A 23,276-nucleotide genomic window follows, 5' to 3' on the forward strand; every position below is an offset into this window, starting at 1 on the left:
TCAGGCTCTCCGCCAGAAGAGGAAGACCTGGGCCCCCTCGAACGCGGGGGTGACGGCGAAAGCCAGGCCGTCCTCGCGCAGAATGGCCTGCCACTCGTCGCTCTCGGGGATGAGCTGGTACCAGTCGATGTCCGCGTCGAACGAGTGGGGGAAGGAAGGGTAGGGCACGTGGCGGTAGGGAACGCCCTTGAGGGCCTGGCGCCGCACCACGGGCAGGCGCAGCGGGCTGGCCAGCCTTACGCCCTCCATCGCCCGGGGCTTGTCGCGCTCCTGGCGCCGCACCAGCAGGTAGAAGTCATTGGGGGCCGGCTGGTCCTTGGGCAGGGGTGACAGCACGAAGCGCCCATCGCGGCACTCGAAGGGCCGGTACGAGCGCTGGCTCGTCTGCGGGCGGAAGCTGCGGTTGAGCAGCTCCATCCACCGCAGCAGGCCGGGACCGGGCTCCTCGTGCCGGTAGGGGGGCAGCTCCTCCTCCGGCTCCGTCTCCAGATAGCAGCACGTCTCGAAATAGAGCCGGCGCAGGGTGTCGAAGAGCTGGTAGGTGGGTGGGTGGACGCCGTGGCGCATGTCCATCCGCAGCGCCTGGAGCTGGCGCACCGCGCACAGCGCGCGCCGGGCGTTGGAGAGCCGGTCGCCTCGCACGTAGCTGTCTCGGATGGAGGTGCGCAGCTGGCCATGGGCCTGCTGCAGCAACTCGTCCAGCTGGGTGAACAGCTCTTCCAGGAAGGGATGAGGTCCCACCCGCAGCAGCGGGGGGAGCTGCCCCCGTGACAGCCGCCACCGCCCCTGCTCATCCTTGGAGAGCCCCGCGAGCGCCAGCGAGCTGAGCCCTCCCTCCACGGCGGGATCCGCGGAGAGCTGCAGCACGTACAGGGTGCGTAGGAGCGCCGGCGGATCCTCCGCGTAGAGCGGAAGACCCTCGGCTCCACGTGTCTCCCTCAGCAGGTGCAGGTACACGGTGAGCTGTGAGCGCCCCGCCTCCTCCAGGGAGAAGGGCGCCACGGTGGCGTTGCCAGGCACTTCCACCAGGTAGCCGCCTGGCAGCACCGCGCTCAGCGAAGTGAGCGCGAGCGTGCCCTCCGCCAGCAGGACCCGGTTGAGCTCGAGCGCGCTGATCCCCACCACGGGCAGCCCCGCGAGCTCCGCGTAGCGCCGGACCTCGGCCGTGAGCGCTCCCTCTTGAGCCTGGAAGTGATCAGGCAGCAGCGGCTGCCCCACCTGCCAGTGGACACGTGCGAGCTTTTGTTGCTCCATAAATAAAGACTCTCGTGACAGACATGTGGCCCGAGCCCCAGGCGTGGTTGTTCATCTCTCGAGGGAGAGCGGGCGGAGGCCGTGAGAATTTCCTGATTCCAAGCTAGGCGAAGCCCCTGTGAAGGTACAGGTCTTGGGCGGTTGGAAACTTCTCTTCCTCGGAAAAGACTCACCGGGTAGATGAAACCTGTCATGCGGTGTGGCCAGAGTGCATCTCGTTGGTAGGATTTGCGTGATGCACTCTGGGCGGCCAGGAGTTTGATGTCTGTCCATCTTGCATTTCATGAATGGTATGGGTTAACAATGCCACTCAGGGTGTGGCGCCCGCCGCACTCGCATGAATGCCTTTTTCGGGGTGCGCATGGCCATCAACGACGAGATTCCCAAGTCACGTATTACCCTCACCTATCGCACCAGCGTCAACGGAGAGCGCGCCGAGAAGGCCCTGCCGCTCCGGCTGTTGCTCATGGGCAGCTTCTCTGGCGGTACCTCCGCTGACAGCCAGAAGGACCTGGATCAGCGGCAGATCCGCAACCTGGACGGGAAGAACCTCGATCAGGTGATGAAGGACATGGACATCCGGCTCCGGTTCCAGGTGTCCAACCGCATCGATCCCGGCAACTCCGAGCAGCTGGACGTCGAGCTACCCATCGACTCGATGAAGTCCTTCACCCCGCTCCAGATCGCCAGGAACATCCCCAAGGTTCGCGCGCTGCTGCTGCTGCGCAAGCTGCTGCTCGAGCAGCAGGGCAACCTGGACAACCGCAAGGAGTTCCGGCGCCTGGTGCGCGAGCTGGCCCAGAACCCAGAGGCCGTCTCCGCGCTGAAGAAGGAGTTGCAGGACTTCAACGGCCTCAAGATCCCCAGGCCGTCGCTCTCCGCTGGCGAGGCCTCTCCTCCGTCCGATCCGGCGGCGAAGCCGCAGTGAGCGGGAGCGCTGCCCCTCCATTCCGAAAGGTTCGAGCACATGTCCAACACGACGAATGCCCCTTCCGCCACCACCGCCGCTCCGGCGCAGACGAGCGCCCTGGGCCTCACACAGTTCCTCACCAGTGTCCGGCTGAGCACGGACCTGCCGCAGCTCCGGCCCATGGTGATGGACAACCTCCAGCGGGTGACGGAGGACGTGAGCACCGAGGAGCGCTTCCTCTCGGGCCTGGCCGCCATGGTCCACAACATGGATCCCGAGGCGGGCCGGTTCGACAAGCAGACGATCCAGGAGCTGGTCGCCACCATCGACTCGCTGGTGGACGCGCAGCTCAACGAGGTGCTGCACGCCCCTGAGTTCCAGGCCCTCGAGGCGCAGTGGGCCTCCCTGGCCGACCTCATCCAGCACACCAACTTCAAGGCCAACATCCAGCTGAGCCTGCTGGATGTCTCCAAGGAGGAGGCCTACATCGATCTGGAGCTCAACGCCGCCGACGTCGCCGGCTCCGAGTTCTTCAAGAAGCTCTACGTGGCCGAGTACGATCAGTATGGCGGTGCCCCCTACGGGGGGGTGGTGGGCCTGTATGAGTTCTCCAACACCCCGCAGGATCTGCTCTGGCTGAAGACGATGGGGAAGATCTGCACGGCCAGCCATGCCCCGTTCGTCACCGCCGTCTCGCCCACCTTCTTCGGCTGCAGCAGCATGCGCGAGGTGGCGCAGCTCCGGGATCTCCACAGCCTGCTCGACACGCCGAAGTACGCCGCCTGGAACTCGCTGCGCGACACCGAGCAGGCCGCCTACATCGGCCTGACGCTGCCGCGCTACATCGTCCGGCAGCCGTACAACAACGAGACCAACCCCGCCCAGGGCATCAACTTCACCGAGAAGGTCCGCGGGGACAACGAGTCCGAGTACCTCTGGGGCAACTCGGCCATGCTGTTCGCCCGGAACCTGGTCCGCTCCTTCGAGAGCTCGGGCTGGTGCCAGCACATCCGCGGCCCCAAGGGAGGCGGGCTCGTTTCGGATCTGCCCGTGCATGTCTTCAACCTGCGGGGCGAGGAGGAGCTGAAGTTGCCGGTGGAGATCTCCATCCCGGACTTCCGCGAGTACGAGCTGGCCCGTGCCGGCTTCATCCCGCTCATCCAGAAGAAGGGCTCCGCGGATGCCGTCTTCTTCAGCGCCCAGTCCCTCAAGAAGTCCCACACCTTCAAGGACTCGAAGGACTCGGAGAACTCCCAGCTCGTCACCAACCTCTCCTACACCTACTCGATCAGCCGCATCGCGCACTACCTCAAGTGCATCATGCGGGACAACATTGGCAGCACCGCCAATGCCCAGACCCTCTACTCGCAGATCGATCGGTGGATCTCCGGCTACGTGACGGCCCTGGTGAACCCGGACGATCTGACGCTGCGCTACTACCCGTTCAAGGCCTACAGCCTGACGGTGGCGGAGGTGCCGGGCAAGGTGGGTTGGTACCACTGCAACCTCTCCATCCTCCCGCACATCCAGTTCGAGGGCATGGACGTGGACCTGCGCGTGGACGCGCGGCTGGGCTGATGAGGCGTGACACCTGCCCCTCATGGGGGACAACCCGAAACGGAGGAAGAAATGGCTCCAATGGCTCCAATAGATCTGAAATGTGAATGGGATTCCGGGTTCATCATGAGCCCGAGCGAGAAGCCGCGTGTGGGCTACCTCATGTTCTTCGAGGGCCTGGACATGGGGGAGTTCCTCAAGCCGGACATCGAGGTCTACACTCCCTTCAACAGCCAGGAGGCCCCGGGATACGGCGAGGTCCAGCTCAATGGTGATGACAAGAAGATCACCTGCGTGGGCGTGATCGAGCGCTTCAAGTTCGGCGGAGGCGTGGGAGACCCGCTCATCATCACCGCCTATATCTCTGCCGAGAACGCGAACATCCTGCAGGCCAAGCTGAAGACTACCCTGACCACCAACAAGGTGACGAAGCTCGGCTGGTGGATCTGCAACTTCGACGTGGAGAACAAGCTCTGGTACGAGGAGGCCTATCCCAAGGATCCGACCACGGCGATGGGACAGCTCAATGCGAGTGGCGGCGGTGGCTTCGAGATCTCCGTAGACCAGACTCCCACTCAGATCGGCTCGACCGACAACAACGTCTACAAACTCAAGTTCGAGGTGATTCCAGCGGCCAACGCCACCTACAACTTCCACTTCGCCACCTCCGCCAAGACGCCCTACATCCGTAACTGGGGCCTCAAGGTGGGCACCAACGCCGCGGCTGCCGCTTCCTGATCCTTCCGTCGGCGGCCCAACTCCTGCCACGGGGCCTGGGCCGCCTGCGTCGTCTTCCTGCGTGGACCGGGCCCGGTATGGCTGGCGGGCGACATCATGCATGACCGCAACCACCTGAATTTCAGCTGCAAATGGCAATTCGGCTTCAGCGTCCGGTCGGAATTGAAAGGCACCGTGGGCTACCTGCTCGACTGGAGCGGCTGTGGGGGGCTCAACCTCAAGAGGAACATCGAGGTCTGGAACCCCTTCAGCAACTCCGGCCAGAAGGTGGTCTCGGGCCGCACCATCAAGTGCATTGGGCTCATCGACTATTTCCGCTACGCGGCGGGTCCGACAGACCCCATCTGCATCAAGGCGTATGTGAGCAAGGAAACAGCATCTGACATCCGTTCCAGACTTGCCCGGCCACTCACCAACCCGCGCCTGAAGCTGGCCTGGTACATCATCGACTTCGACGAGGCCGACAAGCTCTGGTTCGAGGCCGCCTACCTCAAGAGCCCCAAGACGGCGGAGGCCAGCCTCGACAGCACTGGCGGAGATCTTCAGATCTTCGTGGACAACCATCACACCCGCATCTCCGACACCCTCGACATCGCCGTCTTTGGCTTCGAATTCCAGGTGGTGCCGGCCGACAAGAAGAAGTGCACGCTGGAGTTCGCTACCGGCTCCAAGCTGCGTCTGGTCAAGCAGTGGGGAACCGGTAAGTAAGCCGCTCCTTCGGCTCTCCTCTTCGCTTCAGCGTGTATGCCTTTGACCGTAGGAGTATCAGAAACCATGAGAGACCTGAGCCTGTGTGTTCGCCCGTTCGAGACGGACAGCCAGCGCCTCGAGGCCCATGACCCTCGCTTCCAGCGGGTCACCGAGCTGGCGCAGGGCGGCAAGTACACGGAGGCGGCGGACGCCGTGGAGGAGTTGCTCGCGGAGAACCTCTTCGAGGTGCGCCTGCTGGGCTACTACCTCTTCGCCGTCCTGCATGAGGAGGGGATGCCCCGGCTGGGCGCGATCCTGGAGACGCTGGCGGAGCTCATCCGGCGCAACTGGGAGGGTCTGCCTGCTCGTGACAAGCGGACCATCCTGCTGAACAAGAGCGTCACCTGGCTCTTCCAGACGCTGTTCGACACCCTGAGCTACCACCAGACCAAGAAAGACGAGCGGTGGCAGGGCTGGTGGAAGGCCTCGACCGTGGCCCAGGCCGCCGCGGCCATCCAGAAGGCGCAGGAGCTGCAGGCGCTGCTGTCCGTGCCTGGCTATCGCTCGGGCTCCGAGGCGCTGGCGAAGCTCCTGCCGTGGCTTCGGGACCTGCACGCGCAGCTCGTCGCCAACATGCCGCAGGATCCGCCCGCTCTCCCACCCCAGCAGGAGGAGCACGAGCCCGAGCCCCCGGCCGAGCCGGAAGGGCCGTCGCCATTTCTCAAGCTGGGGCAGCCGGTGCAGCTCATGGGCTCGGCTCACCTGGTGGATCTGTGCAACAAGCTCAAGGCCTTCGAGCTGCTCATCGAGCGCAAGGAGTTCCAGAAGGCGGCGCTGGTGAGCGATGACATCCTCGCCACGCTCGAGGGCTTCGATCCCCGGCGCTTCTTCCCCGATCTCTTCGCCTCCTTCGGTGCGCTCCTCAACAAGCACGTGAGGGACATCCAGGCGCACTGGGAGAGCAAGAACTCGACGGAGTGGAAGGCGCTCGCGCAGTTCTACCAGGTGGATCTGGAGCGCTTCGTCAGGCCGGAGTGAGGGAGGCGAGTCATGGGTGCCACGACAACGGAGCTCACTCCCACCGAGGAGCGGATCGTCGCCCGGGCCCGGGAGTTCGAGCTGGGGCCGCTGCTGCGGCTGCTGGAGGCGGAGGGCTACCCGCCCGGGCATATCCTCTTCGAGAGCAACCCCGAGCCCGTCTCGCCGGCGGCGTTCGTGGAGGCGGTGACCTTCCATCGCTCGCCCCTGCGGCGGGTGGTGGTGACGCTCAACCTGGGGTTGCTCGGCGCCAACGCGCTGCTGCCCAGCTACTTCCTGGAGGTGGCGGAGCAGTGCCCGCAGCCCGAGAGCTTCTTCGACTTCATCCGCTTCTTCGATCACCGGCTGCTCGAGGGCTTCGCGCGGGCGCTCTACCCCGAGCACGACAGCGCGCTGGTGGGCGACTGGGAGCGGACGAAGGGCTTCTACTTCCGCATGCTGGGCGTGGGGTCCGTGACCACGCTCCAGTGGTTCTTCCAGCTCTACTTCCCGGAGTTGCGGGTGTGGGTGTCCCGGAGCGCCTTCCGCGACATCACCCGCGGCCATGAGGTGCGCACGGGCACCTCGCCGCTGGACGGCACGGCGGTGCTGGGAGACAGCTATACCTCCGAGAGCGCCGGCTTCCAGGTGGAGCTGCACGCCGAGGAGGAGACGGACGCGCGGGGGCGGGGCTGGCCCGAGGTGGTCGAGCACCGCCTGCACGAGATCTTGTTGCCGTTGCTGGCCCCCGCGCGGGTGCGCCTGGAGGTGGGCCTGACGGTGGCGGCCCACGCGGTCTGGGCCCGGCTCGCGCAGCGCGGGTACCTGGGCTACGAGCGCCTTCACGGGGGCACCCTCCTGGGACACCGGGTGGTCATCTTCCTGGGAAACACCGCCGAGCCGCCACGCCCGCGGGCCGCGCCGTCACCCGGTGGCAGGAGGGACGCGGCATGAGCTTCCTGTCCCGCAGATTTCTCGGACGCGAGGAGACGCTCCTCGAGGAGGTTCTGCGCAACCTGCACCACCTGCTGAACGCCAAGCGGGGCGCGGCCTCCTTCCTCCCGGGCTTTGGCCTGAGCGAGACCGGCTTCCGTACGGCCGAGGAGATGCTCGGCCAGCTCGGCGCGGAGATCCGGGAGAACATCCGCCTCTACGAGCCGCGCGTCGAGGTGACTGAAATCGAAGAAGACTACGAGGGGGAGAATGGCCGGCTGCGCCTGGTGGTGCATTGCAGGCTCCGGCACACCGCCGAGCCGCTCTCCGTGCTGATCGATCCGTACACCCGCGCCATGGCCGTGGCCCCCCAGACCCAGCCGGAGGAGGAGGAGTGATGAGCTTCGTTGATCGGCTGAAGGCGATGCTGGTGCTCAAGCCGAAGGGGAAGGAGCTCACCGTCCCCGCCGGCAACATCAAGCGCCTGTCCGTGGAGGTTCACAGCTACGGGTTCTCCGCCTCGGTGGAGTGGTGGGCCGTCTCACAGGTGAGCGCGAGCGAGGACGAGCTCTTCGAGCACTTCGTCAAGAAGGATCCGATCGAGGCGGTGTTGAAGCTGGACCGGGCCTACGACGTCGAGGGAGGCGATGCCTCGGGGTTGGAGCTGACGGGGTTGGTGGAAGAGCGGTGGGTGCACGAGCGCGCCTTTTCGGACGTCCAGGACGCTCCCGTGCTGCAGCGGCGCTACCGGGTGCGGTTCTCGGACCGGGCCACGGTGCTGTGGCGGCAGCACTTCCCCACGGGCGTCTGGGTGGATCAGAAGTTCCAGGAGGTCATCGAGGCCCACAAGCCCGACGGGGTGGAGCTGTCCTTCAACTGGGAGGCAGCGAAGATCAAGCTGCCCCTCCACACCCTGGGGCTGGGGGCGGAGGGCAACGCGGCCAGCTTCCATGACTTCATCCACTGGCTGCTGGCGCGGGAGAACGCGGGGCTCTTCTACGATCCCGCCACCGGCAAGTACGAGCTGAGCGACAGCAAGCCCAAGGGGGGCGAGGCGATCGAGCTGCCCCGGGATGACGTGGCGGAGCTGGAGGTGTGCCTGCCCGAGCCGCGGCGCGATCACCCGGCGGTGCTCAACAGCTACGTGGAGGCGGGCACGCGCGAGAAGAAGGTGGACAACGCCAACAAGATGGAGGGCGTGCGGCAGGAGTACCTGCTCACCTCGCCCCTGGAGAGCACGCTCACGGATCGGGCGACGCTGGAGGGCAAGCGGCAGCGCGCCCCCGAGCCGGAGCTGTGCGTGCACTTCCGGCGCTATCCCAGCATCACGCTCCTGCTGAACGGGCTCTACGGCTTCGGCGAGGACTGGAGCACGAAGCTCTACACGAACGGCAAGAAGTACCGGCTGTACCGCCTGGAGCTGCGGGCCCGGGCGGAGCTGGGGGATCCATCCGATACCCTGAATGACGAGACCAACAACTACGAGATGGAGATGACGGCCACGCTGGAGCTGGAAGCGGATCCCACCTTCCGGCGGCCCTCTTTCATCCGTCCCCGCTGGCCCTTCTACGTCGAGGGCAAGGTGGTGAGCGAGGTGGGCCAGGACGACGAGCTCACCTACGAGGCCAGGCAGGACTCGGACACCTCGCTGGAGTACTACCGGGTGAAGCTGCCGCTCTGGGACAAGGAGGTGCTGGTGCCCTACGACCCCCACCAGCAGCCAGGGCACTTCTACTTCCCGGCGGACAAGGGCGCGCGGGTGCTGATCGCGTTGGACTTCCGGAGCGCCGTGCTCGAGCGGTTCCTGGCCTGGCGCCCGGGGGCGAAGCTCCCCAAGGAGTCGCAGGGCAACCACCTGCTGCTGGGCAAGAAGCCCGAGAGCGAGACGTCCATCCGGCACATCTACGAGGACTCCAAGCCTCTGCTGCGCATCCTGCGCACCTCCGACAAGGACACCCAGCTCATCGAGGTGGCCGAGGGCCGGCTCAAGATTCAGGTCAAGGAGGAGAAGTAGGCCATGCAGATGGACGACACGCTCTACAAGGCCTTCCTGGAGGAGCTTCAGGCGCTGGAGAAGTTCCGGATGAGCTACACCGCGCTCCATCCCGCGGCGCCGCTGGATCGCGAGGACCAGGATGTGCGGCGGCTCATCGAGTCGCTTGCGCTCTTCTCCACCCGCACGCGGCAGGCCGGGCAGCGCGCGCTGGCCCGCGGCACGATGCGCCTGTTCCAGCAGCACTTCTCCTATCTGCTCGATCCCGTGCCGGCCATGGCCATGGTGCGGGCGGTGCCGGACGCCCGTTTCGTGGACGCCACCGAGTTGCCGAGGGGCACGCCGCTGCTGCTCAACCCCGGAAGCGCTTCGGCCCCCACGGGGCCGCTCACCTTCCAGACCCAGGCCTCGTTGCGGCTGCTGCCCATCAGCCTGAGCCAGGTGCGGGTGGAGCAGCGCGGCGCGGAGGCCTGCCGTCTGCGGCTGACGTTCGAGAGCGGCTTTCCCCGCAACGACGAGCCTGGTGCCCTGCGGCTGTACATCAACCACCTCAACGACTTCCGCTCCTCGCTGGCGATGTTCCACCACCTGAAGCACGGCGTGCGCGCGGCGAGTGTCCTCTTCGACGAGCGTGGCGCCGAGGTGGCGGTGGGGCCCGCTGGGGGGGCGCGGGGCCCGGTGCGCTTCGGTGCTCCCCGGCTCTCCGCGTCCGAGGCCGAGCCCTTCGAGCATCCGTTGCAGCGGGTGCGCTCCTTCATCCACTTTCCCCAGCAGGAGCTCTTCCTGGAGGTGCAGGTGCCGCCGCCGCCACGCAACTGGCGCGGCTTCACCCTGTGCCTCGAGCTGGCCGGGCGCTGGCCGCTGGAGCTGGTGCTCACCCCGGAGACGTTCATGTTGCACGCGGTGCCCGTGGTGAACCTCCAGCGAGGCATGTCCAACCCCATCGAGCACGACGGCACCAGGGAACGTCATGGCATTCAACACCCCGAGGTCAGCAGCGGCTACCGGGTGCATTCCGTGCTGGGCATCTATCAGATGGAGAGCCAGGGAATGGTGCCGCTGCGTCCAGGGGCCATCTCCGGTGGGCCGGGCACCTACGAGCTCGAGAATGAAGGGCAGGGTGGGGCGCGCAAGACATGGCTGTCCCTGGAGCTGCCGGGCGCATTCATGAAGCCGGCGCGGGTGGCGGTGGAAGCGAGCTGGCACCAGCCTCTTCCCGCTCAATTCGATGCGAGCGGCTACCGGGCCGTTCTGGCGGAACGTTCTCTCGAAGGTGTGCAGTGGAGCCTGGTGGGGGCCGTCAAGCCTGGAATCGACAACCCCCTGGAGCACAGCCAGCAGGCGCTGCTCCAATTGCTCTCCCTGCGCACCCAGCGCTTCCTCGGCCTGGAGGAGCTCGTCTTCCTGCTGGAGACGCTGGGGGTGCGCGAGCAGCGCTACTTCCGCGATCTGGTGAGGCACTTCACCTCGGTGAAGGTGCAGTCCAAGCCCTTCGCCCGGAGTGCCGCGGGCTTCAAGTACATCTACCAGCTTGCTCTCTCCGACCTGGACGCCACGCTGCTGCCCACCGTGGATCTGTTCCTGGAGCGGCTGCTGGACCTGCTCGGGGCCTGGAGCACCGAGGATGTCATCGAGCTCGAGGCCAGGCTCTCACGGGTGGAGAAGCCATTGAAGTACAGGCAGAGTGGTAGTGGTCAATGAAAGAGAATGTCGCGATCTATGTGTTTGCCGGGGAATGAAATGAGAACGATTGAACGGCTGGAAAAAGAGCTCGTGGATGCTATTGGGACAGGAAGGGCGTACTGGGCCTGGCAAGAGTTCAGGGATGAGGTGGAGCGCCATACCGAGTTGGTGATATCGGAGTTGGCCACCGCGCGGCGCCAGCGTCAGGAATCTGACGCAAGCTTCCTTGCCGCACACCGGCGGGTATTGAATTTGGATCACCAGATCTCATCAAAGATGACCCAGGTGGCAACCGAGGCAGCGACGCTGAGGAAGCGATACAGGGATGCTGGTCTGGATTACGAAGATTACCTCCGAGGTGTCCAGCGGCTCGAGCGAACCGCTGGCGTGGACGGTCTGAGGGAAAAGAAGCGACAGGAGTTGGATAAATATAGTGGTGAAACCAAGGGAGAGATGGCTGCTCAGGAGCGCCTGGAGTTGCTGGAAAGAGCCCGTTCCCGCCTGCCATTTTACGAACGGATCGTGGCGATGAACACCAAGGTTTCCCGTACGTGCCTCAATGACTGGGGTCTTATCCTGGAGGAGGAAAGGGGATTCGCAGATCGCCTGGCGAGCCTGTTGTTGGCGGTCCTCTACTCGAATGCTCACAGCGCGAACACCTCCGAAAAGAATTACAGACATGAGGTGGACATGGATACGGTCGCGGTGACGGTGGTGGGGCTGGAACTGTTCGTGGCATGCAACTTCAAGCGGCGCGATTTCAGGGGGCACTACACTGGCTTTGGTTTTTCGAAGCAGGATTGTGAAACTCTCGCCAATGTGATTGAGGCTGAAGGGCTTGAAGTGGACCGCATGCATTTCCTGGTGCCCAGCCCAATGCCCTCGGACGAGATCGAAAATGCGAAACCCCATGCGGAGATGCAGCTGCTTGCTCACGTGGGCCGTGATGCGATGCGCGGCCAGCGCGTGGGTGTCAGCAAGGCTTGCTGCATCAACTGCATGGCGGAGTTGGACCGTGCCGGTGTCAGCTATCCCTACTTTGCTGGTTCCTTTGCGTCCATCACCATGAATTGGGATCCTCCGGCCGGTATCCGGACCCGGATTCTCCATTCGGTGGCGTGGGATTGACGGTCGCGGGAGGGGGAGTGGCCGGCGAGGTTGGCTCCACCTGCGTGCGCGGCGGCCCGAGGGCGGCCACCGCGTGCCGCGGCGCCGTCCGGTACCAGGAGGGTCAACTCAGAACCAGCCGGAGATGTTTTTGAGCGTGTCGCCAACCCCGAGACGGCCATCGTCTCCGAGTTGCACCAGGTAGGCAACGCCAGCGGCCTGCCAGGAGGTGCCCATGGAGCCGGTAATCTCGTAGAGGTTGGTGAGGATGGCCTTCTTGGTGGAGCGGGTCTCCCAGTCGTAGTCCCTGGCCGATTGGACATAGGAGCCCGCGACGATGTCATGTTTGTAGATGTCCGCGAGCCGCTTGCCCTTCAATACGCGGTCAATGGTGCTGGAGTAGGGGTGTCCCCATTTCTGGTCCGCACTCGCGGAGACAATGCGAGGCTGCACCACCTTCAGCCAGGACTCTTGGTTGGTGCTGTCAGCGCCGTGGTGGGCGAGCTTGAGGACGTCCGCCTTGAGGAAGGCCTTGGTGAAGGTCTGCATGATGAAGTCCTCTGTCTCGGCCTCGGCATCCCCCATGAGGATGGCCTTGAGGGAGCCGTAGGCGAGCATCAAGCAGATACTCTTGGCGTTCTTGTCATCGTCGTCCTCGGAGGGGTAGTTCGCGGACAGGAGGAAGACGTCGACCTGATTGGAGGCGCTGCCGATCGTCAGCAGGGGCTTCTTCTCGGTGCTGTGGGCCTGGTCGAGGAAGCCGGCGGAGGAGGAGTTGTTGATGACGCCCTGCATGTCCTTGTTGTAGTCACTCTTGGGGCCGCTGTAGTAGACCTTGCCGAAGCTGAAGCCGGATTTCACCAGCTCGGGGATGAGGTTGTAGTGGTCTCCATCGCCGTGGGTGACGAAGAGGTAGTCGATCTTCGTCTTGCCCTTCATGAGCCCATCGATTGTGTCGATGGCGTCCTTGCCGGCGATGTGGCCGTTCTTCTTGGAGCCGAGGTCAACGAGTATCGTCGTTTTATCGGGGCAGATGATGAACGTTCCATCCCCCTGTCCGACGTCGAGGAAGTAGATGTCGAGAGATGCCATGGGAGACCAGAATGGCACCCGGGTCTGACATTTGGCTTTAGCCGACCTGTACAGTCTTTTGTCCGGGAGCGACGACCTCGATGACGCCTCCCAACATGCAATTGCACTTGGAGTTGCTCTCCAGTGCTGGCTTGTTGCCGATGAGCACCTTGGGGCAGCCTGGCAACCACGGAGTCCCCGTGGCCGGGGTGCACGGCACGGGGGGCTTTACGGACTGACACATGCCGAATGAGGGGATGTTCTTCATCGGAACGTGGTCCATGATGTTGGCCGCTGGCATGGTGGCGAGCACCTTGTTGTCCGGCAGCACCACCAGCGTCGAGGTGGCTGTTCCAAAGCTGCACTTGAGGCTGGCTCCCATGACGACTTGCTTTCCCATGGCGTCATCTCCTTGTCGCGGGCGTGTCCCGGGCTGTCCCTCCAGGGGTCCGGAGGGCCTGCGTCCTCAGCGCGGTGAGCGCCTGGAACAGGGGATCCGAGAGCTTGTGGTGCAGGGCGCCCGTCAGGTACTGCCTATGGCACCAGGCCTCGTCCAGCTGGCCCTCCTCGAACCGAGGGTGGAGCGGGAAGAACTCGAAGCGATCCGGCAGGAACTCGGCGCCGAGCTGCAACTCGAGCCGCCGGCGCAGCTCCGAGACAGAAGTCTCCGCGCCCAGAGGTTGGCCCCGGGTGAAGACGAGCAAGACGTAGCGGTGCTCGTCCCCCAGGCCTCCCGAGGGCACGGGGAGCACGGAGGTGGTCAGCGCTGGCCCCGGCTCCTCGCGCAGCGCCTCGGTCACCTCGGCGGCGGGGTAGACGCGCCCCTCGCGCCGCGCATCCCGTGCACCCGCGTATTGGTACTGGCCCCGGGCGCGCGAGAAGATGATGTGGCTGAGGGGCCGACCCTCGGAGGGCAGCAGGGTGAAGAGGCCTGTGTCGCCCACGGCCTCCTGCCCGCTCTGGTTGAGATCCAGCAGCGTCCAGCTACGGCCCGGAGCCGGGGCAGCCTCGGTATGCACGTCCCCCACGCGCCGCGGGGAGCAGAGCACGGCGCCGCCCGCCGCCGCGTCCACGAGCACGTTGGAGCACGGCACCGAGGTCAGTCCGCACTGCGTCACCCAGTCGCGCCAGGACTGCCAGTCGAAGGCCCCCTCGGGGTTGCGGAACCAGTGGCCCACGCTCTTGAGCGAGAGGCGGGTGCGCAGCAACACATCCCTCAGGGCTGGGGTGACGCCCAGCGCGCGCACCGGGTGCTCGGTCAGCAGGGCGGGCGAGGCCTCCACGTCCGCTGGCTCCAGGTGAAGGAAGGTGGCGCCGCGCAGCATCGTGGTGAAGAGCAGCGCGGGCAGGTGCTGAAGCGTGTGGAATCCAGGCGCGGCCAGGTGCTCTCCCGGTGCCAGTCCGAAGGTGAGCAGCCCGTCCACCAGTGCTCCGCGCCAGGCGTCCTCGGCCCGCAGTGGCACGGGGACGTGAGGCGGATCCGCCAGCGGCGAGAAGAGCAGGCCCACCGCCTCCCCCGGCTTGTAGGTATAGGAGGCGAGCGCCGGGGTGGAGGGGACGTGGGTGGGCAGCAGGCACTTCGTGTAGGGCCCCAGCAGGGGCGCCTGGTGGGGCTCGGCGGCCACGTGCTGGGGCTCGAGCGCCGCCAGCCGGCGCGCCACGAAGCGCCGGCCTCCGGGGGGCAGCAGGCTGACGCAGGCTCCCAGGCCCAGCGCGGCCGCCAGGCTCACCAGCAGCTCGGGGCCCACGTGCAGCAGCAGGCACACCCTGGCCCCGGGCTTGACGCCGAGCTGTGCCCACGCGGTGGCTCGCCGCGTGGCCTGCTCGTGGAGCTGGCGGTAGCTCAGCGTCCGCCAGCCCTTCGCCCGCTCGTAGGTGCGCAGGGCGATGCGATCCGTGGCGGCGTGGCGGCCCACCAGATCATGAAAGAAGTCGTAGTGCTGGCCCGCCCGGCTCTTGAATGGGGCGCCCCGGCCCACGTGGGCCGGAGCCAGTGCCGTGGCGAAGCCCTCTGGATCGCTCCAGCTCTGCCGGAGCCAGTCGGGCACGCCTCCCGCCGGAGGAGTGTCCGCCCCGTACTGCTCAAGGATGGCGCGAAGATCGAAGGACATTGCGGCCTGGCTAGGTGGAGGGATTCTCGGAGGGCATCAGCTCCCGCGTGGGCACGGGCACCACGGTCTCGGGCCGGACCTCTTCCTTCTTTGGCGTCTGGGCTTCCTCCAGGTGGAAGCGAGGCACGGGCTCGGTGAGGAACTCCATGCGCGGAGGTGGCTCCTTGCGGAAGCTGACGCCCAGCAGCACGCGGGCAATGGGTGTGCCGGGAGTGGCTCCCAGGCCTGGACCCGCCAGGGCGAACAGCTCCAGCTCCGGGTTCAGCGGCAGGCGCCCCCCCGCCAGCACCTCGATGGCAGGCTGGCTGGCATCAGCGGCGAAGGCGCCCCGCAGGGCCAGCTCGCCCCTCAGCTTCTTGCCCGTGGTGGCCAGCAGGGCGCCCAGGCGCACCTCCAGGGCCTGGCCCGAGGCGGAGGGGGGCGCCAGCGGGTTGCGGGAGCGCAGCAGCACTCCCGCCTCGAGCGAGGACTGGAGCGGGCCCAGCGGCATGCCCATGGTGGCCCGGGCCTGGAAGCGCGGCCCTGCGTCACGCGCGAGCGCATGGCTGCTGCCCACGGGCAGTCCCAAGGCCAGATCCAGCGCCAGATCCACGGGCTGCCCGGCTCGCTGCGACAGCAGCCCGAAGCGGGCCTGGAGCACCGGCGTGCCCAGCCCCTGGGATGCCAGCGGCGCCAGCCCCACGGTGCTTGGATCATCTCCTTTTTGCCAGAGCACCACCGGCAACTGGATGCCCAGCTCGAGCCAGGACAGCACGCCATAGCTCCCCGCGAGCAACGCGGAGGCCCGGCTGCGCACCAGATCCAGCCGGCGCTCCCCATTGCGCAGGACCAGGGGCAGGTGCTGGTACTGGCCTGCCAGCGCCACGCTCATTCCCCCGGGCACCAGCAGTTGGCCATTGCCAGACACGATCGAGCTGCGACCCAGGGTGACATCCAGCCGCTCCAATTCGAAGCCCGGGAGGGAGACCTGCGCCCTGGCCGTCGGGCAGATCAGGAACGCCGAGACGACTGCCCATCGCAACAAGGTAGGAGTATGCATTCAGGGCGTTCCGACCGCGTTCCCTGCCCACCGGAGCGCGTGTGAGTTCATTCCTTTGTCATACAGAATCGCGCCGGGAAAGGGGAGTGCCTCCGCCGTTGGGTGGAGGGCCGGGGAGACATCCTCCAGCAGGTAGCCTCAGGCCTTGCGCTTGTTTCAAGGCCTGTGCGAGCGATCTGCTACATGGCTGGTAGGGATTGACTCCGGAATGCCAGGACGTGGCGGGTGGCCTGGGCCGAGGCTATTCCCCCTGTGCCCGGTACCCGGACAGCAGCGCGCGCTCGGCACGGAAGAGCTCGAACAGATGGTCTCCCACCGCCTTCACCCGGGGCGCCCGGGCCGAGTCGCGGCGCATCAATATCCAGACCTCGCGCTCGGGTGGAAGCGGGCCGAAGGGGATCCGCACGAGGCCCGGGTAGTTCGCGGCCAGGAAACAGGGCAGCAGCACGATGCCACATCCGGCCTGTGCAGCCGCCGCTTGAGCCTGGAGGCTGTTGCTCCGGAAGATGAATCGATGGCTGGGAAAGCGGGACGCCATCCAGGCCGCCTCGGCTGCCTGATCGTCCGCTCCATACCCGACCAGGGGTGGCTGCTCGCGGGAAAGAAGCACATCGCGCTTTCGAGCGGGCGCGAAGAAGGCATAACCCACCGTGGCGGCCCTCCGGGCCAGCAGCTCGCTGTCGGCGGGCCGGCCGAGACGGATCGCGATGTCCGCCTCCGAGCGGGACAGGCTGAGAACCCGCGTCTCGGCGATAAGCTCGACGTCGAGCCCGGGATGGCGGTCATGGAGCGGTCCCAGCCGGTCCACCAGGAAGCCATGGGCCAGGGAGCGGGACGTCGTGAGCCGCACCGGTCCCTTCGGACCGTCATCGCCACCGAGACGACGCTGCACCACCAGCGCGGCCTCTTCCATCGCGGTCGCTTGCGCCAACACGGTCGCGCCATCGTCGGTGAGCTTGAAACCGTCTGGCGTCCGAACGAGCAGCGGCCTGCCGAGCCGACGCTCCAGTCCCTCGACACGCCGCGCGATCGTCGAGCGGGCAGTGCCCAGGACCTTGCTCGCGGCGACCAGACTGCCGTGCCGGGCCAGGGCCGCGAAGTGACGGAGGTCGTCCCAATCCAACGGGGGTGTGCGTTTTTCGGCAGGCATGGGGCGAAGGTCGACAGTTTACCGGGACGGCTCTCGTTTTGGATGCTGCCTCCCGCGTCCGAGACCTGCAACCGTACCGGCGGCACTGTCCACGGACACCTACCGACAGACGGGAGTTCGAGCCATGACGAGCATACGGGTCGCTTCGGTGCAGTTCCAGCATCTGCCGGGCGACAAGGCCTACAACCTCGAGCACATCCGGTACTTCGCCGGCCTGGCCTCCTCCAACGGGGTCAAGCTGATCGCCTTCCCGGAGATGTGCGTGACAGGCTACTGGCATGTTCGCCACCTCGACCGGGCGGGCATCTCGGCGCTGGCCGAGCCTGTTCCGTCAGGCCCCTCGGTCGACAGCCTCCGCGCGCTGGCTCGCGAACAGGACCTCGTGCTGGGCGCCGGCCTCATCGAGGAGGGCTCCGACGGCCGCTTCTACAACGCCTATGCCGTCTGTCTGCCGGATGGGACGGTTCATACCCATCGCAAGCTCCACGCCTTCGAGAGCGAGCACATGGCGAGTGGCGATCGCTATACCGTCTTCGACACGCCGCTGGGAATCCGGGTGGGGGTGCTGATCTGCTGGGACAACAACCTCGTCGAAAACGCCCGAGCAACAGCGCTCCTCGGTGCGGATGTGCTCATGGCACCGCATCAGACAGGTGGGACGAATTCGCGCAGCCCGCACGCCATGGGACGAATCGACCCCGAGCTCTGGCGGCGAAGAGCGGAAGACCCCCGCGCCATCGAGGCTGAATTCCGCGGACCCAAGGGCCGGGAGTGGCTCATGCGTTGGCTCCCGGCGCGTGCCCACGACAATGGCATGTTCCTCCTGTTCAGCAATGGTGTCGGCCTGGACGACGATGAGGTTCGCACCGGCAACGCGATGATCCTCGATCCCTATGGCCGCATCCTCGCGGAGACCTGGCGGGCGGGTGACGACATGGTGGTCGCGGACCTCGACCTTGGCCTGCTCCCACTGTGCACCGGACGCCGCTGGATTCGCGGTCGCCGTCCCGAGCTGTACGGCATGCTGGCCGAGCACAGGGGTGACGAGCTGGATCCCCGGCGGGCCCGATTCTCTTCCGAGCCAACGGCGGCACACCGTCTTCCGCTCCAGACTCGCTCCTGAACTCAACGCGCGCGTGGCCTGACGACGACGGGCCTCCGGCGGTCTCGGCACGAGAGGTGGCTCTCTGGCGCTCGATGTCTACATCGCCCTTGCGCGCATCGGCTCGGGCGACCTATTCGTCTCGCAGGGCCGCTGCGAGGTCTACCCAGAGCTCTTCGACATTCTCGATTCCGACGCTCAACCGCAGGAGTGATGGGGGCAGATGCTCCTGGCCGGGGATGCCTGCACGGCGCTCAATCGTCGACTCCACGGCCCCCAAGCTCGTGGCGTGATGAATGAGCCTGACCCGCGAACACACCTTGTCGGCCGCCGCGGCCTCTCCACGAACATCGAACGAGATGATGGTGCCGAAACCTTTCAACTGTTCGCGCGCAACCGAGTGCGTCGGGTGGCTGCTGAGTCCCGGGTACCGGACAAGCGCGACACGAGGGTGTGCATGCAGGCGCTCAGCGAGGATCATCGCGTTGGCCTGGGCGCGTTCGAGCCTGAGCGCCATCGTGCGCGCACCACGCACCGCGAGGAATGACTCGAGTGCGCCGGGCGTGGCTCCGTTCAGCTCACGTGAGCGCCGCAAGGCTGCGCGGAGATCGTCACGTCTCACGGTGACCACCCCAGCGAGCAGGTCCGAGTGCCCACCGATGAACTTGGTTGCCGATTGGAAGGAGACGTCAGCGCCCAGCTCGAGCGGCCGCTGATTCAGGGAGGTCGCGAACGTATTGTCGACCGCCAAGAGGGCAGATGGCTTTCGGGCAGCCGAACAGATGGTGCGCACGTCGGCCACCGTCAGCAACGGGTTCGACGGAGATTCCAGCCAGATGAGATCTGCGTCCGCGCAAGCCCGCACCCACCCGTCTGTATCGTCAAGGGCCAATCTGCGGAGACTCCAGATGCCCTTCTGGCTCCCAAGTTCGGCGAGCCCGACCACGCCCTGGTAACAATCGTCTGGGATCACGACCTGCGCCCCGACGCGCAGTTGATCGAAGACCGCGGCGACACCGGCCATGCCTGAGGAGAATGCGACGGTGTGGCCTCCCTCCAGGAGTCCGACGATCTCCTCCAGCGCTTCCCACGTTGGCGTGCCGTCGTCTCGCGAGTAGGCGCGCTCGGTGCCGAGGTTGAAGTTCGAGGCGGGAACGGGCGGCTGGTTCAGCGGCGCCCCCGGGCGTCGGTCGCGTCCTGCCGCGACGAGCAGTGACTCGGCGGACGAGATCTTCGAGAGAGATGGGTCCGTGCTTGAGCCCGCATCTTTGTTCTTCATGCTGCCTTCTTTCCTTACGGCTCGTGCCAGTTATTAGAGACAATGACGACGACCTTCTCGGGCGTGAGGAGGTAGGTCTTCGAGGAATTCACGCAGACGCTACGCGGTCGATGTCTGTTTCAATCCAACGATCGACACCACGAGGAGCGCGACGAAGACGACGCGCAGCGGAGGCATCGCCTCATCGAAGAGGACAACACCGCCGATGGCAGAGACGACTTCGAGAACACCCGCGAGCATCAGGACGAACCAAGCCATGGAACACCTCCACGGCCCGTCGTTCCTTCCTGGTACGGGTCGCCCTCGTCAGGGCTCGAATGAGCAACAACGACCGTACCCGTCGAAGCCCGCCGAGTCAACTCAGGTTGCGACCTCGTTCGTGAAGAGCACGGCCGCGTCTTCCGCGCCGAGATGCGTGAGGTCATGGCGGCCCTTCTCGGCCCCTCTGCACCAGCCCTCACCCTCAACACGGCCTCTATCCCGCCTATCCGCCGGCCAATCCCTGAACTTCATGACACAGTAGGACTAGAGAGGCAGGTTTTCAGGCTCGCTCGTGAAGAGCGCATGAAAGAGCGTGGTCTCGGGCGGCTCCTTGCGCTCCACGATCAGCGGGATTCGGAACTCGGCGATGTCGCGAGGAAGAGCCTCGGCCCCGTACGTCGCCTCGATCTTCCTGGCAACGACCTCCGCAGGCGCCTGCATTTCAGGCAGAAGCGGATCAATAAAGATCCTGGCGGCGATCACTTCTCGTCCCTTGTAGTAGTCGTACTGCACGCCATAAACGGTATAGACAGGCGCCAGGATGCTCAGGCAGCCGACAACCGCCCAGCGACGCGACCGCGGCTCGCCCTCCTGCCGGTCCGAAGGCACGGCGTCACGGTTCGTATACACCATACATTTGAAGCTGGCATCACAGGTGGCCGTGGCATGCCCGATGTTGAAGTGCGGCAGTTCCGCTCGCAGCTCGCGCATGAGCTCGCGCCACTGGTCGATCTTCTTGAGCGCCTGCTCCCACGCGTCGTGGAACCTCTCTGTTTCAGGAGAGGTTTCCAGTTTGTCATCAAACTCATGGTCTGAGCGCCAGTACCTTTGCACAACAGACAACAAATCTTCCGCTGAAACGGGCATGGGCTTAGAGCTCGACTCGGGTAGGGTTTGTTCCCTTTTGACACCGAACCGTCACCCTCGAGCCAAACACGGCGCGGTTCAGGAGCTCGTGGAATGTTTCCCTGAATTGTGTACAGACAAGACCAGGAAGTGGGGAGGCGGGCGCGGCGATCACCTCTCTCAACGCTTGGCTGGCGCAATCGGCGGCTATCCGCTGAGCAAGCGGCTCGGATATCCATCCAAGCTCTCCGTGCTCAATTGGCATTCCCACGCCAAACTTGCAGAAATAAGGCTCCAAGGTCGATTTGCCGACAGCCACGTGAGTCGCCTTTAAATGCCCATGACACCACCTTGGCTCAAAGGGTTCAGCCAAGCGCCCGACGCAGGCTTACATCATGGCCCACGCTGCACTCTGCACAGAGCCCGCACACACGTACAGCACTACACAGTTCCATATGGGACTGTCACCTCCTCATCTATTCACCCCCCAGTCGGGGAGGGGGGGCCGCGCGACCCGCCTGGAAGGCCCGTGCTTTCGTGCGGGGGTGAGGAGTCCCGCATGCACCCCCCGAGCAGCCGCTACGTCTTCGAGGCGCTCAACCCAGATGGATTCCTCGCCTTCCGTCCGGAGTTTGAGCAGGCTCGCGAGCGCTCCTGCGCCTCACGGAGCAGAAGGCGGTGCCAGATCGGGAACCATGGGAACCCGGCGCGCGCCGGGGCCGTTGGGCGTGGCCGCGCTGTTGTTCGTCACCCGCCGCATCAGCGAGCGCAGCCTGGCCGCATCCTTGCGAAGGTTGTTCGCGAAGGACGCCGGCGCCGTGGGCTCCACGTAGAAGGTCACGGCTCCCACCGTCGCGTCCGTCACGTAGGCTCCGAAGTCCTGGAGCGCCTGCGCCACCATCTTCCCCTCCGCCGTCAGCCCCTGCGCGTTGAGGTCCACGGACGGCGGAATGGCGAAGTACGACCCCATGGGCACCTGGCCCTTGTAGGTCGTCTCGCTGCCCCAGTCCTGCTCGGTGGCGGGCCAGACGTAGCCCTTCGCGGTGCCGTAGCCGCTGGAGTCGTAGCCGCTCCACCCGGAGCTGTAATAGAGCTGCGCGCGGTCCACGGCGACGGCCAGCGCGTGCTGGATCTTCCCCGTGTACTTCGGGTGCGTAGGGGTCGTCTCCCACGCGCGGATGAGGCCACCCACCGCGGAGCCTCCGTACGCGCGCACGCCCGCCTGCGGCCCCAACCCCGAGCCGTAGAGATCGATCCGGTGGTGGCGACCCACGGTGTATGCCGTGGTGGACTGACGCGTGGTGGCCCAGGCCTCGTCGATGTGCGTCCGCGACGGGGTGATGATGTGCATGTGCTTGTCCGAGCCATCCGCGATGGTGGCGGTGGCGGGCACGTAGTAGGCGCTGCTGCGCGACGAGTCGTTGTAGTCCGTCACCGTCGCCCACGGGTCGGTGTTGGACGCGAAGGTGATGGGATGCGAGTACTGGTTCCAGTTGGCCCAGGCGGTGACGTTCACGCCATTGATGCTGGTGGCGAGGAAGTCACGCGTCGCCGGGTCCGTGGTGTCCCCGTACGTCGCGCCCTGGCCGATGGGCAGGTTCCACACCGAGTTCGAGCGGAATGGCTGCAGCGTGGCGTCACGCGTTCCCTGCGTGTAGGCCTTGAACTCGTCGAAGCGCGCGAGGTTGTCCTGGCTCGCCAGCAGGCCGACGCGGGTGGCGTACTGGTGGGTGGCATCGTTGACGCCGCCCTTGTACACGCCGTTGATATACACGTCGATGCGGGTGCCGGAGGCGCGCACCTCGAGCACGTCTCCCGCGACGGGCGCCTGGGCGATCTGCAGCGGGAACGTCTGCGTGCCGCCCAGGTACCTCGTGAGGAAGTACTTCCCCTGGCTCGTGTCCGTCGCCAGCTTCCAGCAGTTGGCGCGGTCGACGAAGCGGAAGGTGAGGCCGGAGTACTGGCCCAGCACAGCCAGCGTCACCATCACCCGCACGTCGGAGGTGCCAGGCACCGTGGCGTAGTGGTCCAGCCAGGTGCCGTCGTCCTTGGAGAGATAGGCACGGCCCGACATGACGCCCCAGGCGCTGCCGTAATAGGGAGTCGGGGTCCACGCGTGGACGCCCTGCTCCAGGCTGTACAGGCGGGAGTCGTGGTTGGCCCGGGTGAAGGAGTCATACAGGTTGGCGTCCGAGGCCACCTGCGTCGCCGTAGCCAGCGGCGCCTCCAGCGTGTCACTCGTCTCTTCGCCACCACACCCCGTTCCCAGAGACAGCAGCGGGAGCAGGAGGGAAAGGAGCGCGGAACGAGGGGGCCGCGGGAAGTTGCTTGCAAGGGTGTTCATCTCGTCAAGTCGTCTCATCCAGGTGTGTCCTCATTCGGCCTCGACATCCCGTGGGCCCGAGGCGGGTGAATGCGGAGCCCCTGAGCAATTTCCACGCCTCAACCCGGAACTCTGGAACTCCCATCAATAACAGGTGTTTGTCGAATTGCTGGCTTTCCCGGGCCGGCGGCAGTTGGTGGGGGCCAGACCCC

General features: G+C 65.8%; 21 protein-coding genes. 11 read left to right on the forward strand and 10 right to left on the reverse strand.

The window, feature by feature from the left end:
• Window positions 1-1,254 carry a type VI secretion system baseplate subunit TssK gene (gene tssK, locus DAT35_RS25585; RefSeq protein WP_108069777.1) on the reverse strand — a complete coding sequence of 418 codons (1,254 nt, stop codon included), beginning with the start codon at window positions 1,252-1,254 and terminating at the stop codon, window positions 1-3.
• 337 nt (window positions 1,255-1,591) lie between these two features.
• Here tssK and tssB point away from each other — a divergent pair, with 337 nt between their 5' ends.
• The 10 genes from tssB (at window position 1,592) to DAT35_RS25635 (ending at window position 11,903) form a co-directional block, all read left to right on the forward strand.
• The gene (tssB, locus tag DAT35_RS25590; protein ID WP_233261704.1) at window positions 1,592-2,182 is read left to right on the forward strand and encodes a type VI secretion system contractile sheath small subunit; all 591 of its coding nucleotides are present in this window, start codon (window positions 1,592-1,594) and stop codon (window positions 2,180-2,182) included.
• 39 nt (window positions 2,183-2,221) lie between these two features.
• Window positions 2,222-3,742, forward strand: a complete 1,521-nt coding sequence (gene tssC, locus DAT35_RS25595; RefSeq protein WP_108069779.1) for a type VI secretion system contractile sheath large subunit — start codon at window positions 2,222-2,224, stop codon at window positions 3,740-3,742.
• A gap of 105 nt (window positions 3,743-3,847) precedes the next feature.
• Window positions 3,848-4,459: a hypothetical protein gene (locus tag DAT35_RS25600; protein WP_108069780.1), complete on the forward strand. Its 612-nt coding sequence runs from the start codon at window positions 3,848-3,850 to the stop codon at window positions 4,457-4,459.
• A gap of 96 nt (window positions 4,460-4,555) precedes the next feature.
• Complete coding sequence (locus tag DAT35_RS25605; protein WP_108069781.1) at window positions 4,556-5,167, forward strand: hypothetical protein; 612 nt, start codon at window positions 4,556-4,558, stop codon at window positions 5,165-5,167.
• A 66-nt stretch (window positions 5,168-5,233) separates the two neighbouring features.
• Window positions 5,234-6,187, forward strand: a complete 954-nt coding sequence (locus tag DAT35_RS25610; protein ID WP_108069782.1) for a type VI secretion system protein IglI family protein — start codon at window positions 5,234-5,236, stop codon at window positions 6,185-6,187.
• Between the two features lie 12 nt (window positions 6,188-6,199).
• Window positions 6,200-7,120 carry a type VI secretion system baseplate subunit TssG gene (locus DAT35_RS25615; RefSeq protein WP_108069783.1) on the forward strand — a complete coding sequence of 307 codons (921 nt, stop codon included), beginning with the start codon at window positions 6,200-6,202 and terminating at the stop codon, window positions 7,118-7,120.
• Window positions 7,117-7,497, forward strand: coding sequence for a GPW/gp25 family protein (locus DAT35_RS25620; RefSeq protein WP_108069784.1), 381 nt, complete (start codon window positions 7,117-7,119; stop codon window positions 7,495-7,497). Before DAT35_RS25615 ends, DAT35_RS25620 begins: the two co-directional genes overlap by 4 nt.
• Window positions 7,497-9,113 carry a hypothetical protein gene (locus DAT35_RS25625; RefSeq protein ID WP_108069785.1) on the forward strand — a complete coding sequence of 539 codons (1,617 nt, stop codon included), beginning with the start codon at window positions 7,497-7,499 and terminating at the stop codon, window positions 9,111-9,113. The genes DAT35_RS25620 and DAT35_RS25625 overlap by 1 nt, the downstream gene beginning before the upstream one ends.
• Before the next feature lie 3 nt (window positions 9,114-9,116).
• Window positions 9,117-10,793 (forward strand): type VI secretion system baseplate subunit TssF, encoded by a 1,677-nt coding sequence (locus DAT35_RS25630; protein ID WP_108069786.1) that lies wholly within the window; start codon window positions 9,117-9,119, stop codon window positions 10,791-10,793.
• 39 nt (window positions 10,794-10,832) lie between these two features.
• Complete coding sequence (locus tag DAT35_RS25635; protein WP_158501872.1) at window positions 10,833-11,903, forward strand: hypothetical protein; 1,071 nt, start codon at window positions 10,833-10,835, stop codon at window positions 11,901-11,903.
• Between the two features lie 108 nt (window positions 11,904-12,011).
• Here the strand turns inward: DAT35_RS25635 and DAT35_RS25640 are convergent, their stop codons facing one another.
• The 5 genes from DAT35_RS25640 to DAT35_RS25660 form a co-directional block, all read right to left on the reverse strand.
• Window positions 12,012-12,974 carry a ComEC/Rec2 family competence protein gene (locus DAT35_RS25640; protein WP_108069788.1) on the reverse strand — a complete coding sequence of 321 codons (963 nt, stop codon included), beginning with the start codon at window positions 12,972-12,974 and terminating at the stop codon, window positions 12,012-12,014.
• A gap of 37 nt (window positions 12,975-13,011) precedes the next feature.
• The gene (locus DAT35_RS25645) at window positions 13,012-13,353 is read right to left on the reverse strand and encodes a DUF4280 domain-containing protein (RefSeq protein WP_108069789.1); all 342 of its coding nucleotides are present in this window, start codon (window positions 13,351-13,353) and stop codon (window positions 13,012-13,014) included.
• Between the two features lie 4 nt (window positions 13,354-13,357).
• A complete protein-coding gene (locus DAT35_RS25650) occupies window positions 13,358-15,064 on the reverse strand; it encodes an AMP-binding protein (RefSeq protein WP_108069790.1) in 1,707 nt (568 codons plus the stop codon).
• Between the two features lie 10 nt (window positions 15,065-15,074).
• Window positions 15,075-16,103 carry a hypothetical protein gene (locus DAT35_RS25655; RefSeq protein WP_146209882.1) on the reverse strand — a complete coding sequence of 343 codons (1,029 nt, stop codon included), beginning with the start codon at window positions 16,101-16,103 and terminating at the stop codon, window positions 15,075-15,077.
• Window positions 16,104-16,344: 241 nt separating this feature from the next.
• Window positions 16,345-17,253 carry a LysR family transcriptional regulator gene (locus DAT35_RS25660; RefSeq protein WP_108069792.1) on the reverse strand — a complete coding sequence of 303 codons (909 nt, stop codon included), beginning with the start codon at window positions 17,251-17,253 and terminating at the stop codon, window positions 16,345-16,347.
• A 124-nt stretch (window positions 17,254-17,377) separates the two neighbouring features.
• Between DAT35_RS25660 and DAT35_RS25665 the strand changes: the two genes are divergently transcribed.
• A complete protein-coding gene (locus DAT35_RS25665) occupies window positions 17,378-18,376 on the forward strand; it encodes a nitrilase family protein (RefSeq protein ID WP_108069793.1) in 999 nt (332 codons plus the stop codon).
• Between the two features lie 112 nt (window positions 18,377-18,488).
• On the opposite strand, the gene DAT35_RS25670 is transcribed toward DAT35_RS25665, so the two are convergent.
• The 4 genes from DAT35_RS25670 to DAT35_RS25680 all read right to left on the reverse strand — a co-directional run bounded on the left by DAT35_RS25670 (window position 18,489) and on the right by DAT35_RS25680 (window position 23,103).
• On the reverse strand, window positions 18,489-19,634 hold the full coding sequence (locus DAT35_RS25670) for a PLP-dependent aspartate aminotransferase family protein (RefSeq protein WP_108069794.1): 1,146 nt from the start codon (window positions 19,632-19,634) through the stop codon (window positions 18,489-18,491).
• A 99-nt stretch (window positions 19,635-19,733) separates the two neighbouring features.
• Window positions 19,734-19,892, reverse strand: a complete 159-nt coding sequence (locus DAT35_RS60000; RefSeq protein ID WP_199242998.1) for a hypothetical protein — start codon at window positions 19,890-19,892, stop codon at window positions 19,734-19,736.
• Window positions 19,893-20,159: 267 nt separating this feature from the next.
• On the reverse strand, window positions 20,160-20,762 hold the full coding sequence (locus DAT35_RS25675; protein ID WP_108069795.1) for a hypothetical protein: 603 nt from the start codon (window positions 20,760-20,762) through the stop codon (window positions 20,160-20,162).
• Window positions 20,763-21,402: 640 nt separating this feature from the next.
• Window positions 21,403-23,103, reverse strand: coding sequence for a hypothetical protein (locus tag DAT35_RS25680; RefSeq protein WP_146209883.1), 1,701 nt, complete (start codon window positions 23,101-23,103; stop codon window positions 21,403-21,405).
• Window positions 23,104-23,276: the final 173 nt, after the last annotated feature.

The sequence above is a fragment of the Vitiosangium sp. GDMCC 1.1324 genome (assembly GCF_003044305.1).
Classification (GTDB): domain Bacteria; phylum Myxococcota; class Myxococcia; order Myxococcales; family Myxococcaceae; genus Archangium.